This window comes from Erwinia sp. MMLR14_017 (genome assembly GCF_033657285.1).
Taxonomy (GTDB): Bacteria; Pseudomonadota; Gammaproteobacteria; order Enterobacterales; family Enterobacteriaceae; genus Erwinia.
This window is the reverse complement of record NZ_JAWVWP010000001.1, coordinates 623,290-639,557: the sequence shown is the minus strand read 5'-3', so window position 1 is coordinate 639,557 and position 16,268 is coordinate 623,290. Positions and strand designations below refer to the sequence as shown.

13 protein-coding genes are annotated in these 16,268 nt (G+C 54.7%); all 13 read right to left on the bottom strand.

Annotation, left to right across the window (positions count from 1 at the left end):
• Positions 1-84: 84 nt before the first annotated feature.
• The gene (gene accA, locus SD961_RS02945) at positions 85-1,044 is read right to left on the bottom strand and encodes an acetyl-CoA carboxylase carboxyl transferase subunit alpha (protein ID WP_306207787.1); all 960 of its coding nucleotides are present in this window, start codon (positions 1,042-1,044) and stop codon (positions 85-87) included.
• Between the two features lie 12 nt (positions 1,045-1,056).
• Positions 1,057-4,539, bottom strand: a complete 3,483-nt coding sequence (gene dnaE / locus SD961_RS02940) for a DNA polymerase III subunit alpha (RefSeq protein WP_318788895.1) — start codon at positions 4,537-4,539, stop codon at positions 1,057-1,059.
• A gap of 33 nt (positions 4,540-4,572) precedes the next feature.
• Positions 4,573-5,196, bottom strand: coding sequence for a ribonuclease HII (gene rnhB, locus SD961_RS02935; RefSeq protein ID WP_318788894.1), 624 nt, complete (start codon positions 5,194-5,196; stop codon positions 4,573-4,575).
• Complete coding sequence (gene lpxB / locus SD961_RS02930) at positions 5,193-6,338, bottom strand: lipid-A-disaccharide synthase (RefSeq protein ID WP_318788893.1); 1,146 nt, start codon at positions 6,336-6,338, stop codon at positions 5,193-5,195. The genes rnhB and lpxB overlap by 4 nt, the downstream gene beginning before the upstream one ends.
• 3 nt (positions 6,339-6,341) lie before the next feature.
• Positions 6,342-7,130, bottom strand: a complete 789-nt coding sequence (gene lpxA, locus SD961_RS02925; RefSeq protein ID WP_318788892.1) for an acyl-ACP--UDP-N-acetylglucosamine O-acyltransferase — start codon at positions 7,128-7,130, stop codon at positions 6,342-6,344.
• A 3-nt stretch (positions 7,131-7,133) separates the two neighbouring features.
• Positions 7,134-7,589 (bottom strand): 3-hydroxyacyl-ACP dehydratase FabZ, encoded by a 456-nt coding sequence (fabZ, locus tag SD961_RS02920; protein ID WP_306207798.1) that lies wholly within the window; start codon positions 7,587-7,589, stop codon positions 7,134-7,136.
• Positions 7,590-7,758: 169 nt separating this feature from the next.
• A complete protein-coding gene (gene lpxD / locus SD961_RS02915; RefSeq protein WP_318788891.1) occupies positions 7,759-8,781 on the bottom strand; it encodes a UDP-3-O-(3-hydroxymyristoyl)glucosamine N-acyltransferase in 1,023 nt (340 codons plus the stop codon).
• 3 nt (positions 8,782-8,784) lie between these two features.
• A complete protein-coding gene (skp, locus tag SD961_RS02910) occupies positions 8,785-9,282 on the bottom strand; it encodes a molecular chaperone Skp (protein WP_318788890.1) in 498 nt (165 codons plus the stop codon).
• Between the two features lie 119 nt (positions 9,283-9,401).
• A complete protein-coding gene (bamA, locus tag SD961_RS02905; RefSeq protein ID WP_318788889.1) occupies positions 9,402-11,804 on the bottom strand; it encodes an outer membrane protein assembly factor BamA in 2,403 nt (800 codons plus the stop codon).
• 54 nt (positions 11,805-11,858) lie between these two features.
• Entirely contained in the window at positions 11,859-13,208 is a 1,350-nt protein-coding gene (gene rseP / locus SD961_RS02900; protein ID WP_318788888.1) for a sigma E protease regulator RseP, read from the bottom strand.
• Between the two features lie 8 nt (positions 13,209-13,216).
• On the bottom strand, positions 13,217-14,074 hold the full coding sequence (gene cdsA / locus SD961_RS02895) for a phosphatidate cytidylyltransferase (RefSeq protein WP_318788887.1): 858 nt from the start codon (positions 14,072-14,074) through the stop codon (positions 13,217-13,219).
• 18 nt (positions 14,075-14,092) lie between these two features.
• Entirely contained in the window at positions 14,093-14,845 is a 753-nt protein-coding gene (ispU, locus tag SD961_RS02890; RefSeq protein WP_306207812.1) for a (2E,6E)-farnesyl-diphosphate-specific ditrans,polycis-undecaprenyl-diphosphate synthase, read from the bottom strand.
• 188 nt (positions 14,846-15,033) lie between these two features.
• Complete coding sequence (gene ispC, locus SD961_RS02885) at positions 15,034-16,236, bottom strand: 1-deoxy-D-xylulose-5-phosphate reductoisomerase (RefSeq protein ID WP_318788886.1); 1,203 nt, start codon at positions 16,234-16,236, stop codon at positions 15,034-15,036.
• Positions 16,237-16,268: the final 32 nt, after the last annotated feature.

Sequence of the window (16,268 nt, the reverse complement as noted above, 5' to 3'; positions counted from 1 at the left end):
AAGCGGGTTCTGAACAGGCTCTGGCGGAGATCGTTCCTCTCCGCCTTCACCCTTCAGAACCCGCCTTTAGCGGTTACGCCCCTGTCAGGCGTAGCCGTAGTTCATCAGTCGCTGATAACGGCGATCTAACAGCTCTTCTTTACTCAGCATATCAAGTTCAGCCAAATCAGCCAGCAGCTGCGCTTTCATCGATTCGCCAATAGCCAGCGGATTGCGATGCGCTCCGCCTAACGGCTCCGGAATAACCGTGTCGATCAGCTTCAGCTCTTTCAGGCGAGGTGCAACAATGCCCATCGCCTCTGCAGCCAGCGGCGCTTTATCTGCGCTTTTCCACAGAATAGAAGCACAGCCTTCCGGCGAAATGACCGAGTAGGTGCTGTACTGCAGCATGTTGACTTTGTCGCCCACGCCGATAGCCAGCGCCCCGCCGGAGCCGCCTTCACCGATAACGGTGCAGATGACTGGCACTTTCAACCCTGACATCTCACGCAGGTTGCGTGCGATAGCCTCAGACTGCCCGCGCTCTTCTGCACCCACGCCCGGATAGGCGCCAGGCGTGTCGATGAAGGTGACGATCGGCATATTAAAACGCTCAGCCATCTCCATCAGACGCAACGCCTTGCGGTAGCCTTCTGGTGCCGGCATCCCGAAGTTACGACGAATTTTCTCTTTGGTTTCGCGACCTTTCTGATGACCAATAATCATCACCGGGCGACCTTCCAGACGAGCAATACCGCCAACTATGGCTTTATCATCCGCATAGGCGCGATCGCCAGCCAGCTCGTCAAAATCAGTAAATACGTTGCGGACATAGTCCAGCGTGTAAGGGCGCAAAGGATGGCGCGCAAGCTGCGCGATCTGCCAGGCACCCAAATCGGAGAAGATCTTGCGGGTCAGCTCTACGCTTTTTTCACGCAGACGCTGCACTTCTTCATCCAGATTAATATCCAGTTTTTCATCCTGACGGCCAACGGACTTGAGCGAATCAATCTTCGCTTCAAGTTCTGCGATTGGCTGTTCGAAATCCAGGTAATTAAGACTCATAATATTCCTGTTTTAGTCAAACTCCAGTTCCACCTGCTCCGACCCTATCAGCGACCGCAATTCATTTAATAAACGATCGCTGGGCGACACGCGCCACGCTGCGCCAAAGCGCAGCTTCGCCCGCGCATCCTCTCTCTGGTAGTAGAGATGTACCGGAATGGTCCCAGAACGATGGGGTTCCAGGGATTGACGGAGACGGTTCAAAAGCTGGTCATCAATTTGCCTGTCCGTCAGCGAGATAGCAAGCCCGCGTGCATATTTTTCACGGGCTTCATCAATGTCCATCACATCGCGGGCGGTCATTTTAAGCCCCCCGCTGAAGTCATCGAAGCTGACCTGTCCGCTGACGATCAGGATACGGTCTTTTTCCAGCAGATGCTGGAACTTGTCTAACGCATCTGTAAATAACATCACTTCAAGCCGACCAGAGCGGTCGTCCAGCGTACAGATGCCAATCCGGTTACCGCGTTTTGTCACCATCACGCGGGCCGCCACCACCAAACCGACAGCCATGGTCATTTTGCCACGCTCGGTTGGGTGCATGTCTTTCAGGCGCATTCCCCCCACGTAGCGCTCGATCTCTTTCAGATACTGATTGATCGGGTGCCCGGTTAAGTAAAGCCCTAATGTTTCTCTTTCGCCATCAAGCTGAACCTGCTCAGGCCACGGCGTGACGTCAGCGTACGATTTCTCAATGTGTTCCGGCTCTTCCGCCAGAACGCCAAACATATCTGCCTGGCCAATCGCCTCTGCTTTGGCGTGCTGATCCGCCGCCTTGAGCGCCTCTGGCAACGCGCTCATCAGCGCGGCGCGATGCGGCCCCAGACGGTCAAACGCGCCAGACATAATCAGCTTCTCTAACACGCGGCGGTTGAGCTTTTTGGTATCAGTGCGGGCGCAGAGATCGAACAGCTCGCGGAAATAGCCATCCTGATTACGGGCTTCAATAATGGCTTCAATCGGGCCTTCACCCACGCCTTTAATCGCCCCGATACCGTATACGATTTCACCGTCATCATTTACGTGAAACTGGTACAAACCGGAGTTGATATCTGGCGGCAGCACTTTCAGCCCCATGCGCCAGCACTCATCCACCAGCCCTACCACCTTTTCGGTGTTATCCATATCGGCTGTCATTACCGCTGCCATAAACTCGGCCGGATAGTGAGCCTTCAGCCACAGCGTCTGATACGAGACCAGCGCATACGCGGCGGAGTGGGATTTGTTAAAACCATAACCGGCAAATTTTTCTACCAGATCGAAGATCTTAATCGCCAGCTCACCATCGATGCCGCGAGACTTAGCACCATCTTCAAAGCCCCCGCGCTGCTTGGCCATCTCGACCGGGTTCTTTTTACCCATAGCGCGACGAAGCATATCTGCGCCGCCCAGGCTGTATCCCGCCAGCACCTGAGCAATCTGCATCACCTGTTCCTGATAGAGGATGATGCCATAGGTCGGCTCCAGCACCGGCTTCAGCGACTCATGCTGCCACTGAATATCGGGATAGGAGATCGCCTCACGCCCATGCTTACGGTCGATAAAGTTATCTACCATGCCGGACTGCAGCGGGCCGGGACGGAACAGGGCCACCAGCGCGATCATATCCTCAAAGCAGTCGGGCTTAAGACGTTTAATCAGATCCTTCATGCCGCGCGATTCAAGCTGGAATACCGCTGTGGTTTCCGAGCGCTGCAGCATATCGAAACTTTTTTTATCTTCAAGCGGAATAGCTGCGATATCGATCGGCGGCTCACCCTGCTTTTTACGCCGGGCGTTAATCATCTCCAGCGCCCAGTCGATGATGGTCAGCGTACGCAGCCCCAGGAAGTCAAACTTCACCAGCCCGGCATATTCCACATCATTCTTGTCAAACTGGGTAACCGGGTGATTACCGTTTTCATCGCAATAGAGCGGTGCGAAATCGGTGATTTGCGTGGGTGCGATAACCACGCCCCCGGCGTGCTTACCGGCATTACGCGTCACGCCTTCCAGCTTACGCGCCATATCGATCAGCGCTTTAACTTCTTCATCAGCCTCATAAATTTCCGGCAGCTGAGGCTCGGCAGCGAACGCTTTTTCCAGCGTCATACCCGGATCCGGCGGGATCAGCTTGGAGATACGATCAACAAAGCCATACGGATGGCCCAGCACGCGTCCAACGTCACGGATCACCGCTTTAGCCGCCATAGTACCGAAAGTAATGATCTGCGATACCGCTTTACGCCCGTACATCTCCGCCACATGCTCAATCACCAGATCGCGCTTTTCCATGCAGAAGTCGACGTCGAAGTCGGGCATCGAGACGCGTTCCGGGTTCAGGAAGCGTTCAAACAGCAGGTCGAACTCCAGCGGGTCGAGGTCGGTAATTTTCAGCGCATAGGCCACCAGCGACCCTGCACCTGAACCACGGCCAGGTCCTACCGGCACGTCGTTATCCTTGGACCACTGGATAAACTCCATCACAATCAGGAAGTAGCCAGGGAAGCCCATCTGGTTGATAACGTTAAGCTCAAGTTCGAGGCGTTCATCATATGCCGGGCGTTTTTCCGCGCGTATCGCTTCATCGGGGAACAGGAAGGCAAGACGCTCCTCCAGGCCTTCACGCGACTTCATTACCAGGAAGTCTTCGGTGCTCATATCCCCGGTGGGGAACTGTGGCAGGAAGTATTCACCCAGGCGGATGGTCACGTTACAACGCTTAGCAATCTCTACGCTGTTTTGCAGCGCTTCAGGGATATCCGAGAACAGCTCGCACATCTCCTCTTCCGTACGCAGATATTGCTGAGGACTGTAGTTTTTCGGACGTTTAGGATCGTCCAGCGTAAAGCCGTCATGGATCGCCACGCGAATTTCGTGCGCGTCGTAATCCTCCTCCTCCAGAAAACAGACCTCATTAGTGGCCACCACGGGAATATCGTGCGCAATAGCCAGATCCACGGCAGCATGCACCCAGGTCTCTTCATCCGGACGCCCTGTACGGATCAATTCCAGATAGTAGCACTCCGGGAAATGCTCCTGGTAGAAGGCCAGGCACTCTCCTACCTGCGCATGGTTGCCACGCAGCAGCATCTGGCCGACATCGCCGCGTCTGCCGCCTGAAAGCAGGATCAGCCCCTCTTTCAGTTCAATCAGCCAGTCACGATCGATAATGGGGCCTGCCGCGCCATAGCCACGCTGGTACGCTTTGGAGATCAACAGCGTCAGATTCTGATAACCCGTGTTATTTGCTGCCAGCACTGTGAGCTGCGCAAGCTCGTCGCCCATCGCCTCAGAGCTGACTTTGAAATCAGCGCCAATGATCGGTTTCATGCCCTGCGCATGCGCGCCACCGTAGAATTTCACCAGGCCGCACAGGTTGAGGTAATCCGTAATCCCGATAGCGGGCATACCCATAGAGGCGGCTTTTTTCACCAACGGACCGGTTTTGGCCAGTCCATCTACCATGGAGTAGTCGCTGTGTACGCGTAAATGAATGAAACGAGGTTCGGCCATATCGGGATCCCACTTAAGACTGAGGGGTAAAAATTACAGAATCTGTCCGGCTGATGCCGCTACTTCCGCATCCAGTATCGCATTTCTCACCGGCGCAAAACTGCGGCGGTGGTGCGGGGTGACGCCATGAAGCGCCAGCCTCTCCATATGCAGCGCAGTCGGGTAACCTTTATGCTGGGCAAAACCGTACTCCGGAAATTGCAGGTCCAGCTCGGTCATCTCCCTGTCGCGCGTCACTTTCGCAATAATCGAGGCCGCGCTGATTTCACGCACCAGGCTGTCGCCTTTTACCACGGCCTGAGAAGGCATGGGCAGCGCCGGGCAGCGATTACCATCAATCAGCACCAAATCAGGCGTGATATGGAGACCGGCAACCGCCCGCTGCATCGCCAGCATCGTGGCATGCAGAATATTAAGCTGGTCGATCTCTTCCGGTTCTGCGCGTCCCAGACTCCAGCTTAACGCTTTTTCGGTGATCTCATCAAACAGAGCCAGGCGGCGCTTTTCAGAGAGTTTTTTCGAGTCGGCCAGGCCGACAATCGGTCTGGCAGGATCGAGGATCACCGCAGCGGTAACGACTGCGCCAACCAGCGGTCCACGCCCTACTTCGTCCACGCCCGCAATGCAGGTCGCCACAGGATAGATAAAATCACTCATGGACAGAGTTCCAGTACGGCTGCCGCGGCCTGCTCATCGGCATTCCAGCGGATTTGATGATGAAGTTCGGTAAAGGTAGCCAGCAGCCGATCGCGGGTTTCGCCTTCGGCCAGCAATGGCGCAAGCGCGGCGGCAAGCTGCTCAGGCTGACACTCGTCCTGCAACAGCTCTTTCACCAGTTCGCGCCCCGCCAACAGATTGGGCAGCGACACGTAATCGGTTTTCACCAGACGCTTTGCCAGCCAGAAGGTAAAGGGCTTCATGCGGTAACCCACCACCATCGGACACTTGGCAAGCATACACTCCAGCGCGGCGGTGCCTGATGCCAGGAGGGCTGCATCGCTGGCGATCATCGCCTGGCGCCCTTTGCCATCCAGTAAATGCATGGGCAGATCCGGCGCAACCTCAGCCTTAATTCGTTCAAACTGTTCGCGGCGGCGTGGGTTCACCAGCGGCACCACGATTTCCAGATTCGGCCATTTTTCCCGCAGAATCACCGCCGTTCTCAGGAAATCCGCGCTGAGCATCTCAACTTCAGCATTGCGGCTGCCAGGCAGCAGAGCAAGGCAAGGCGTTCCCTCTGCAATCCCCAGCTCCCGTCGCGCTGCCTGTTTATCTGGCTGGATGGGCATCGCATCGGCCATGGTATGCCCGATGAACCGGCACGGCACGTTGAAGCGATCGTAGAAGGCTTTTTCAAACGGCAAAAAGGCCAGCACCAGATCGGTTGAGCGGCCAATTTTAAATACGCGCTTCTGCCGCCAGGCCCAGACAGAGGGACTGACGTAATGAATAGTACGAATGCCCTTCTGCTTGAGGCGCCCTTCAAGCGTGATATTGAAATCGGGCGCATCAATGCCGACGAACACATCGGGTTGCAGCTCGGTGAAACGCTGCGTCAAATCGCGGCGAATTTTCAGCAGCCGGGGCAGGCGTTCAACCACCTCGACAATACCCATTACCGCCAGCTCTTCCATCTCATACCAGGCTTCACAGCCTTCGGCCTGCATTAGCGGCCCCGCGACGCCCACAAAGCGGGTGTCCGGATGCTTCTCTTTCAGCGCGCGAATAAGACCGGCACCAAGAATATCGCCGGAGGTTTCTCCGGCGACAAGGGCAATCGTTAAAGGATGCTTTGGCATGAGTTAACGAATCAGACCTCGCGTGGAGCGCATGAAGAAGTCGTAGAAAGGCTGCACTTCCGGATGCTGCCGTGCAATCTCTTCGATTTCAGGCTTAGCTTCGTCCAGCGTTTTACCGCTGCGATAAAGGATCTTATACGCATTACGGATCGCGTGCAGCGCTTCCTTGCTGTAGCCACGACGCTGCAGGCCAACCAGGTTAATGCCAAACGGCGTAGCGTGGTTGCCCTGGGCGATGACAAATGGCGGCACGTCCTGAGCAACGCCAGAGCAGCCGCCGACCATCACGTGCGCGCCGATAATGCAGAACTGATGAACGGCTGTCATCCCACCAATAATGGCAAAATCATCCACTACCACATGCCCGCCCAGCGTCGCGTTGTTGGCGAGGATACAGCGGTCGCCAATGATGCAGTCGTGGGCAATATGAGCATTGACCATCAACAGGTTATCGCTTCCGACTTTGGTTAGTCCTTCAGCCTGAGCGGTACCACGATGAATGGTGACGCTCTCACGAATGCTGTTGCGGTCGCCCACCTCAACGCGAGTTGGCTCACCAGCGTATTTCAAATCCTGGTTAGCTTCACCGATGGTGGCGAACTGATAAATGGTATTGTCTTTGCCAATACGGGTATGACCATTGACCACAACGTGAGACTTGAGAACGGTACCTTCCCCAATTTCAACGTTCGCCCCAATAAAGCAGAAGGGGCCAATGTGGACGCGAGCACCAATAGTGGCGCCCTCTTCAATGACGGAACTTGGATGGATTACAGCAGTTTCATCAATCACGGATTATGACTCCCGGCTGCGGGCACACATCATCGTTGCTTCGCAGACAATTTTACCGTCTACGGTCGCCACGCCTTTAAAGCGCGTCAGACCACGGCGGGTTTTCTCGAAAGTGACTTCCATGATCATCTGATCGCCAGGCACGACAGGACGCTTGAAGCGTGCATCGTCAATACCGGCAAAATAGTACAGCTCACCCGGTTCCAGTTTACCCACGCTTTTAAACGCAAGGATGCCGGTTGCCTGAGCCATAGCTTCTAAAATCAGTACGCCTGGGAAAATCGGTTTACCAGGGAAATGGCCCTGGAAAAACGGTTCGTTAACCGATACGTTTTTTACCGCGCGAAGGAACTTGTGCTCTTCAAACTCGAGTACGCGATCGACCAGCAGAAACGGATAGCGGTGCGGCAGCAGTTCAATAATCTCTTCAATTTTCAGAGTATGAGTTTCAGTAGTCAAAATACTCTTCCTGTCCTAAAAATTCTGATGGCATCAATAACACGGCCTGCAAAGATCGCAAGATCGCTCGCAGGCCGCAAATCAGTTTCCGTGCGCAAGCCTTCCCTGCTTAGCTTTCTAATTCTACCCTGGTGGGTACTGAAGGCTGCTCAGGCTGCTGGCAAGGCGCTTAGTCTTTGTTGACTTTACGCTCGATGGCTTTTAAGCGTTTGCTTATTTCATCGATATTCATCACCAACGCGGCCGTTTTGCGCCAGGTTTTGTTGGGTTGCAGCGGAATCCCGGAGGAGTATACCCCAGGTTCAGTAATTGGTCGCATGACCATTCCCATTCCGGTGACTGTCACTTTGTCACAGATTTCCATGTGGCCATTAATGACACTTGCACCGCCAATCATGCAGTAGCGGCCGATTTTCAGGCTGCCAGCCATGATGACGCCACCCGCAACCGCGGTATTGTCGCCAATCACAACGTTATGTGCAATCTGGCACTGGTTATCAATGATAACACCATTCCCGATCTGAGTGTTATCCAACGCACCGCGATCGATAGTGGTACAGGCACCGATTTCCACCCGATCGCCAATGATTACGGTGCCCAACTGCGGGATCTTCACCCAGTTGCCGCGATCGTTAGCGTAACCAAAACCGTCCGCGCCGATCACCGTGCCGGACTGGATCAGGCAGCGTTCGCCAATCTGAATTTCATGGTAAACAGAGACATTCGCCCACAGACGGCTCCCTTTACCAATACGGGTATTCTTACCGATGAAACAGCCGGCGCCAATCACCACGTTATCACCCAGCTCTACGCCAGATTCAATAACGGCATTCGCCCCGACAGAAACATGCTGACCCAGCTTCGCGCTGGGATCGATCACCGCGCTGGGCGCGATATTTGTGGCAGGCTGCGGAGTACTGTCCAGAATCTGCGCCATGCGGGCATAGGTCAGATAGGGATCTTTTACCACCAGCGCGGCACTCTGAACACACTCCAGATCCTGGGCCAAAAGCACCACGGCGGAGGCCTTGCAGGTCACGAGCTGCTCGCGGTAACGGCTGTTAGAGAGAAAAGTGATTTGACCGGATTGGGCGGATTGCATAGAAGCAATGCCGGAGATGACGAGGTCGCCATCTCCGTGCAATTCTGCATCCAACTGCTGGGCTAAATCAGCCAGTCGAATTGATGACATCGATTATTTAACCTGTTTCAGAACATCAGCAGTGATGTCTTTAGATTTAGCTGCATACGCCACGGCGTTAGCATCAACAACGACGTCGTAACCTTCATCATCTGCAACTTTCCGCACAGCATCCTGAATACGGCTCAGGATTTTATTGCGCTCTTCTGCCTGACGACGACGGTTATCCTGCTCGAAAGCCTGAGCTTTTGAAGAGAAGGCTTCACGCTGCGCCATCACGTCTTTTTCCATGCGGCTGCGTTCGCTGGCCTTCATGGTAGAGCCGTCACGCTGCAGACGCTGCATCTTGGTTTGCAGATCGCGCTCCATACCCTGCAGCTCAGTTGCACGGCCTTTAAACTCATTTTCAAGCTGTTTCGCAACTGTCGCACGCGCCGGTAACTGTTGGAAAATGCTGGAAACGTTCACCACTGCAATCTTATCTGCAGCCTGAGCACCAGCGGAAACCGCCAGAGCAATTGAGAGGCCTGCGGCACACAACAACTTTTTCACTATAAACTCCTTACCATCAACGTTTGTGTCTGAGACACATGTGTTGCGCGTTAAGGCAACCATACAGGTTGCCTTTAAACGGCGCGATACTCACTTAGAGGCTTCCTTGCTGAACCGCGTTACCAGGTTTTACCAATGTTAAACTGGAACTGTTCGGCTTTATCTCCATCATACTTTTTGAACGGCTGGGCGTAAGAGAAGACCAGCGGCCCCAGTGGAGACATCCACTGCAGCGCCAGACCAGCCGACATACGGATATTGCTCGGGTCACTGTAGTCAGGTATCCCAGCCGCACGCGTCTCGGCGGTATTTTCCCACTTGGTGTCCCACACTGTACCGGCATCGACAAACAGCGATGTCCGCACAGAGTTCGCATATTTCTCACTCAGGAACGGCGTTGGGGTGATCAGTTCTGCACTGGCTGTTGCCATAGCATTACCGCCAACAGCATCGTTAGAATCACAGAGTACGCCGGTTGAGCAGGTGTCTGAGTTATTGTTGTAGTAAGCCGCTTTTGGACCAATGGTATTTGAGCGGAAACCACGTACGGTACTGGAACCACCGGCATAGAAGTTCTCATAGAACGGCAGCTCTTTGCCATCCAGGCCATCGCCATAGCCGACTTTACCGCGACCCAACAGCACCCAGGTGCGATCCTGGTTCAATGGCATATACTGCTGCGTATCCAGCGTCGCTTTATAGAAGGCGTTATCGGAGCCTGGGATTGTCACTTTACCATTCAGGTTGGTACGGTTACCGGCCGTTGGGAAGAATCCGCGGTCCAGGTTGTTGTATGTCCAACCGTAGTTAAAGGTAAAGTCATCGGCAGCATAATCAGCATCGCCGTTGAGATCCGGGTTCTGACCCACAGAATTCAGATAGCGGAACATGGCTATCTGCGGCTGCATATTGGAGAGGTCGTTATGAACATAACCCAGACCGACGCGCAACGTATTGTTTTCATTGACCGGGAAGCCCAGCGTACCGTCTAAACCATAACTTTTGTTGGTATAGTCAGAGAGGTCTGCGTCATCTGCTTTAAAGTCGTTATAGAAGACACGACCGCCGAGGCTCACACCATCGACCGTGAAGTACGGGTCGGTCAGTGAGAATTCCGCATAGGTCTGATAATCGTTTTTCGTGCCGCTGATGCCAACGGTATTACCGGTGCCGAGCCAGTTTTCCTGGGTCACGCCAACCTGGAAGCTCACGCCACTTTCCGTGCCGTAGCCCACGCCAAAGTTGAAGGTACCGGTGTTACGCTCTTTCACTTTGTACACCACGTCTACCTGATCCGGCGAGCCCGGCACGCGCTGCGTGTCGGTATCTACCGTTTCAAAATAGCCGGTACGGTTCAGACGCTCTTTGCCCTGATCGACCAGGTCGCTGCCCAGCCAGGCGCCTTCCATCTGGCGCATTTCGCGGCGCAGAACGGAATCTTTAGAGGTGTCATTCCCTTCAAAGCGCACTTTACGAACGTAGTAGCGGTTGCCCGCATCGACGTTGACGTGCAGCTTCACCGTTTTATCGGCATCATTGATTTCTGGCTGCGTGACTACGCGTGGATACGCATAGCCGTAACGGCCCAGCATCTTCTTGATGTCATCTTCCATTTTGGTCACTTTGGCGCCGTTATAAAGCTCGCCTGGCTTAACCTTAGTCAGCGTTTCGACTTCCGCTGAGTGGCCCGCCATGCTGCCGTTAACCACAACGCCGGAAAGCTTATACTGATCGCCTTCGGTGATATTGATGGTGATGTAGATGCCTTTTTTATCCGGCGTCAGGCTCACCTGCGTCGAATCGATGTTGAAACGGGCATAGCCGCGATCCAGGTAGAAGCTGCGCAGGGTTTCAAGGTCACCGGCCAGCTTTTGCTTCTGGTACTTACGATCGCCTACCACGTTCCACCACGGCACTTCATCACGCAGCTGGAAGCGGGAGATAAGCTCATCAGATGAGAAAGCCTTGTTGCCTACCACGTTGATTTGCTGGATCTTGGCAGAGACGCCTTCAGTAAAGACCAGCTTCAGGTCTACGCGGTTGCGCGGCAGAGGAGTGACCACCGCCTTCACGCTGGCGCTGTATTTACCCACGCTGTAGTAGAAGTCCTCAAGCCCCTTCTCTATAGAAGAGATGGTGGTGCGGTCAAGGGCTTCGCCCACGCGCACGCCAGAAGCTTCCAGATTCTGCTTCAGCATGTCATCTTTCACCGCTTTGTTACCGGAGAAGGTGATGCTGGCGATCGTCGGGCGCTCTTTAACCTGAACGATCAGCGTGTCGCCGTCGCGCAGGACCTGTACGTCTTCGAAGTTTCCGGTCGCGAAGAGAGCACGAATAGTATTACTGATATCATCATCGGAGACGGTGTCTCCCACGCGGACAGGCATACTCAGCAATGCCGCGCCGACGGCGACTCGCTGCAGGCCTTCGAAATGAATATCCTTCACTACGAAGCCGTCTGCCGCGTATACGGTAGCGCTGCTAAACAGCAGCGACGCTATGAGCAACTTTTTCATCGCCATCGTTGTTATGCATTCTTCCTAACTGGTTCTCACGGTTAGCGGGCGCCTGGCCTGCTAAAGACGTGAGAAATCATTGAATAGTGCAAGCCCCATTAACAGCACCAGCAATATAGAGCCAATGCGATAACTGAAGTCCTGAACTCGCTCAGACACCGGCCCACCTTTGATCTTTTCGATCGCCAGGAACAGCAAATGCCCACCATCTAATACCGGCAACGGGAACAGATTGATTATCCCGAGGTTCACGCTGATCAAAGCCAGGAACATCAGGTAGTAGATCAAACCATATTCTGCCGACATCCCAGCACCCTGGGCGATTGAAATCGGCCCGCTGAGATTGTTTAACTTCACTTCGCCGACAATCAGTTTGCCCAGCATATTTACCGTCAGCTTCATCAGCTGCCAGGTTTTGGCACTCGCCTCACCTACTGCGGCAAACGGGCCATACTGTCGTACCGTTTTAAATTCATCCGGCAGAGGAATAATGCGCGGGATAACCCCTGCGAACCCTTCTGCTTTGTTGCCAGGCTTCACGTCTGGCGTCAGAGTTAAACGAACAGGAGAACCCCCTCGTTCAACCTCTACAACCAACGCCTGCCCCGGATTATCGCGTACCAGCGTAACAAAACGCTGCCACTGGTCTACCGGCTGACCATCGACTTTAACGATCCTGTCGCCCGCTTGCAAACCCGCCTTGCTTGCTGCCGAGTTCGCCTGCACTTCTGCCAGTACCGTTTCGATCTGAGGGCCACGAGGCTGAATGCCCAGCGACGCTACCGGATCCTGCTTATCCGGCTCGAACTGCCAGTTGCGCAGATCGAGCCGCTTTTCTGTGACCTGAGAAGAGCCAAACGGCGCCACGCTCAGCGTGGTTTGCTGGTCGCCAATTTTCGCCACCAGCGCCATACGCACAGCATCCCAGTCAGGCGTTTCGATACCGTCGACGGCTTTAAGTTCCATTCCAGGCGTAATTTGAGCCTCTGCCGCCTGCGAACCGTTCACTATTTCGCCAACAACCGGACGAACGCCAGGGACGCCGATGATAAACACCAGCCAGTAAGCAAAGATGGCAAACAGGAAATTCGCGATGGGCCCGGCACTGATGATGGCCGCGCGCTGCAGGACGGTTTTGTTATTGAAAGCGTGATGGCGGAGTTCTGGCGGTACGCTTTCAACACGCTCATCGAGCATTTTGACGTAGCCGCCCAGCGGGATCAGTGCAATGACGTATTCGGTTCCCTGCTTGTCGCGGCGGCGCCACAAGGCTTTACCAAATCCCACAGAGAAACGTTCTACTTTGACACCACAGCGACGGGCCACCCAGAAGTGGCCAAACTCGTGCACGGTGATCAATACGCCAAGGGCAACAATAAATGCCCCCAGGCTCCAGAGAATGCTCAGCATAACGTCCCTTATAGCGTCCCGAAGACCAGCAACAGCAGACAGGCAAAGACCGGCACGGCGGCGGTCAGGCTGTCGATACGGTCAAGGATCCCACCATGACCGGGAATAAGATTACCGCTGTCTTTTATACCCGCTTCACGTTTAAACATACTCTCTGTTAAGTCGCCCAGCACGGAAGCCAGCGCGGCCACCAGCGAACAAATCAACAGCGTAGTAATAGGCACGCTTAGCGGCGCCCACAGACTGAACAGCCAGGCAATAATAGCTGAGGTCACCAGGCCTCCAAAGAAGCCTTCCCAGGTTTTGCCTGGTGAAACTTTCGGAGAGAGCTTGTGCTTACCAAACAGGCGGCCAAACATATAGGCTCCCGAATCCGCGCCCCACACCAGCAGCATCACGTATAACAGCCACCAGGCGCCGGCGAAATGATCGGTATCGTAGTGATACTGGCGCAGCGTGAGCATACCCCAGAAAAACGGCACGATAGTCAGGATACCAAACAGCAGACGAAGAGGTTTAGAGGAGCGCCACAGGGCGGCAGAACCGGGATAGCGCAGCACCAGCAGCAGCGCCACCACCCACCAGCACAGGGCAGCCCAGAGCGAGCCAGCAACCTGGGGCAGATGCACGGAGTGCTGATAAGCAGGAAGGGTGAACATCATGAAGGCGAGAAGCAGCCCGCACAGGACCGCCAGCCAGATGCGTTGCGATTTGGACGCGAAGCCCGCGAACTGCCCCCACTCCCAGGCGGCGAGCATACATACCGCCAGGGTGATGATGGCAAATCCAGGCGGCGGCAGCAAAAACAGCGCTGCAATCACAATCGGGATAAGTATAAACGCGGTAATCAGGCGTGACTTCAGCAAAGATTACCCCCAGAGCGCTCAGGCGCCGCCGGGTGCTGCACCGCCAAAGCGACGCTCTCGTTGTGCAAATGCATTCAGTGCACCTTCAAAGACTTGTTCATCAAAATCAGGCCAGAGAACATCGGTAAAAAAGAACTCTGCGTAGGCAACCTGCCACAGCAAAAAGTTACTGATTCGATGCTCTCCCCCTGTCCTTATTACCAGATCCACGGGAGCCAGTTCATTGAGGCAGAGATAGTCGCCGAGGGTTTCTTCCTCGATCTGATCGGGACGGAGTAGACCTTCCTGAACCTGCTCTGCTATTTTTCTGACGCCATGGATGATATCCCAACGTCCGCCATAATTCGCGGCAATGTTGAGGGTTAGTCCATTATTTTGTTGAGTAAGTTCCTCGGCGCGGCGAATGCGCTCCTGCAGACGGGCATTAAAACGACCGGTGTCGCCGATAATCCGCAGACGAACGTTATGCTTATGCAGACTTTTCACTTCGCTGTCGAGCGCCCAGACGAAGAGCTCCATCAACGCCAGTACTTCCTGCGGCGGACGGTTCCAGTTCTCGCTGCTGAATGCATAAAGCGTCAGCGCATCAAGCTTGTTGCTGACAGCAAAACTTACCGCCCGACGAACTGACTTCACACCGGCTTTATGCCCCGAGATGCGCAGCTTGCCACGGTTTTTAGCCCAACGGCCATTGCCATCCATAATGATGGCCACGTGACGGGGGTTTTCCCCTTGCAGGTCATCGGTTTTTAATTGATTTTCGGACGACATAACGCGTAATGATTTCCTTTAATCAGAAATACAACGGCTTCTGAAATATCTTACCCGCTCGACGTAAAAAAGCCGTGTCTCGCACGGCCTGCGTTACCGCTTCATCGCAACGTGATACTCAAACAGCGGCGGAAGACTATACCATCTCCGCCCCCGCCTCACAAATGGCCGCACCTTAATTGGCTGAATTACCGGGCTTCAGAGAAGCGTGACAGCATGGTGCCTGCCGAGGCGCGCGCCTGCCTGTCAATCTCCAGTACCGCCTCAACGCTGTCAGGTTCCGCACAGGATAACTTCTCCAGCACGGCCATATTGAGTGCGGCGATATCGGTAAAGCGAATTTGCGAATCCAGGAAAGCGGCAACCGCAATCTCGTTGGCTGCATTCAGCGTCGTGGTCGCAGCCTGTCCGGCAGAACAGGCATCGATCGCCAGCTTCAGGCAGGGATAGCGCGCAAAATCCGGCTCGGCGAAGGTCATCGCTCCCATGCGGGTGAAATCCAGTGGCGTAGCCCCGGACGGCACTCGCTGAGGCCAGGCCATCACATGTGCGATGGGCGTCCGCATGTCAGGTGAACCCAGCTGAGCCAGTACGCTGCCATCACGGTAACGCACCATAGAGTGGATTACCGACTGGGGATGCAGGATGACTTCCATTTGGGCGTCGGTTGCATTAAACAGCCAGCGGGCTTCAATATATTCCAGGCCTTTATTCATCATGGTGGCAGAATCAACGGAGATTTTTCGCCCCATTGACCAGTTCGGATGCGCACAGGCCTGATCCGGCGTCATGCGCTCAAGCAGGTGTAACGGCGTCTCGCGAAATGGGCCACCAGACCCCGTGAGGATAATGCTGTCAATGCCATTATCTTCCAGAGAAGCGTACCCTAACTGTTGCTGGAGGGAAGCAGGCAAACTCTGAAAAATGGCATTGTGCTCGCTATCCACGGGCAACAGCTGCGCTTTTGACGCGCTCACCGCCTCCAGAAACAGCTGGCCGCAGGTAACCAAAGATTCTTTATTAGCGAGAAGCACCTGTTTTCCAGCCCGAATTGCCGATAACGTAGGCATTAATCCTGCCGCGCCGACAATTGCCGCCATAACCTGATCAACCTCATCCAGCGCCGCCAGGTCGCAGGCAGCCTGCTCGCCGCTCAATACCTCGGTCGCTACATTCAGGCTTTTCAGACGAAGTCGCAGGGCCGCAGCGGAGCGTTCATCAGACATTGAGGCATAGGCAGGGCGAAAGGCCAGACATTGTTCAGCCATCCGCTCAACGTTATGACCAGCGACCAGTGCCTTAACGGCAAACAGATGCGGATTGGCGCGAACTACCGCCAGCGTGCTGGTCCCGATTGAACCCGTTGAACCGAGGATCGTCAATTGCTTCATGAGAGTGCTCTGTGTCATCACCGACGGCCTGG

Bases quoted from the DNA above. Each gene is read 5' to 3' on its own strand.
- rseP (WP_318788888.1), bottom strand. From the start codon at position 13,208: ATGCTGAGCATTCTCTGGAGCCTGGGGGCATTTATTGTTGCCCTTGGC.
- accA (WP_306207787.1), bottom strand. From the start codon at position 1,044: ATGAGTCTTAATTACCTGGATTTCGAACAGCCAATCGCAGAACTTGAA.
- lpxB (WP_318788893.1), bottom strand. From the start codon at position 6,338: ATGCCAAAGCATCCTTTAACGATTGCCCTTGTCGCCGGAGAAACCTCC.
- ispC (WP_318788886.1), bottom strand. From the start codon at position 16,236: ATGAAGCAATTGACGATCCTCGGTTCAACGGGTTCAATCGGGACCAGC.
- rnhB (WP_318788894.1), bottom strand. From the start codon at position 5,196: ATGAGTGATTTTATCTATCCTGTGGCGACCTGCATTGCGGGCGTGGAC.
- dnaE (WP_318788895.1), bottom strand. From the start codon at position 4,539: ATGGCCGAACCTCGTTTCATTCATTTACGCGTACACAGCGACTACTCC.
- ispU (WP_306207812.1), bottom strand. From the start codon at position 14,845: ATGTCGTCCGAAAATCAATTAAAAACCGATGACCTGCAAGGGGAAAAC.
- lpxD (WP_318788891.1), bottom strand. From the start codon at position 8,781: ATGTCATCAATTCGACTGGCTGATTTAGCCCAGCAGTTGGATGCAGAA.
- bamA (WP_318788889.1), bottom strand. From the start codon at position 11,804: ATGGCGATGAAAAAGTTGCTCATAGCGTCGCTGCTGTTTAGCAGCGCT.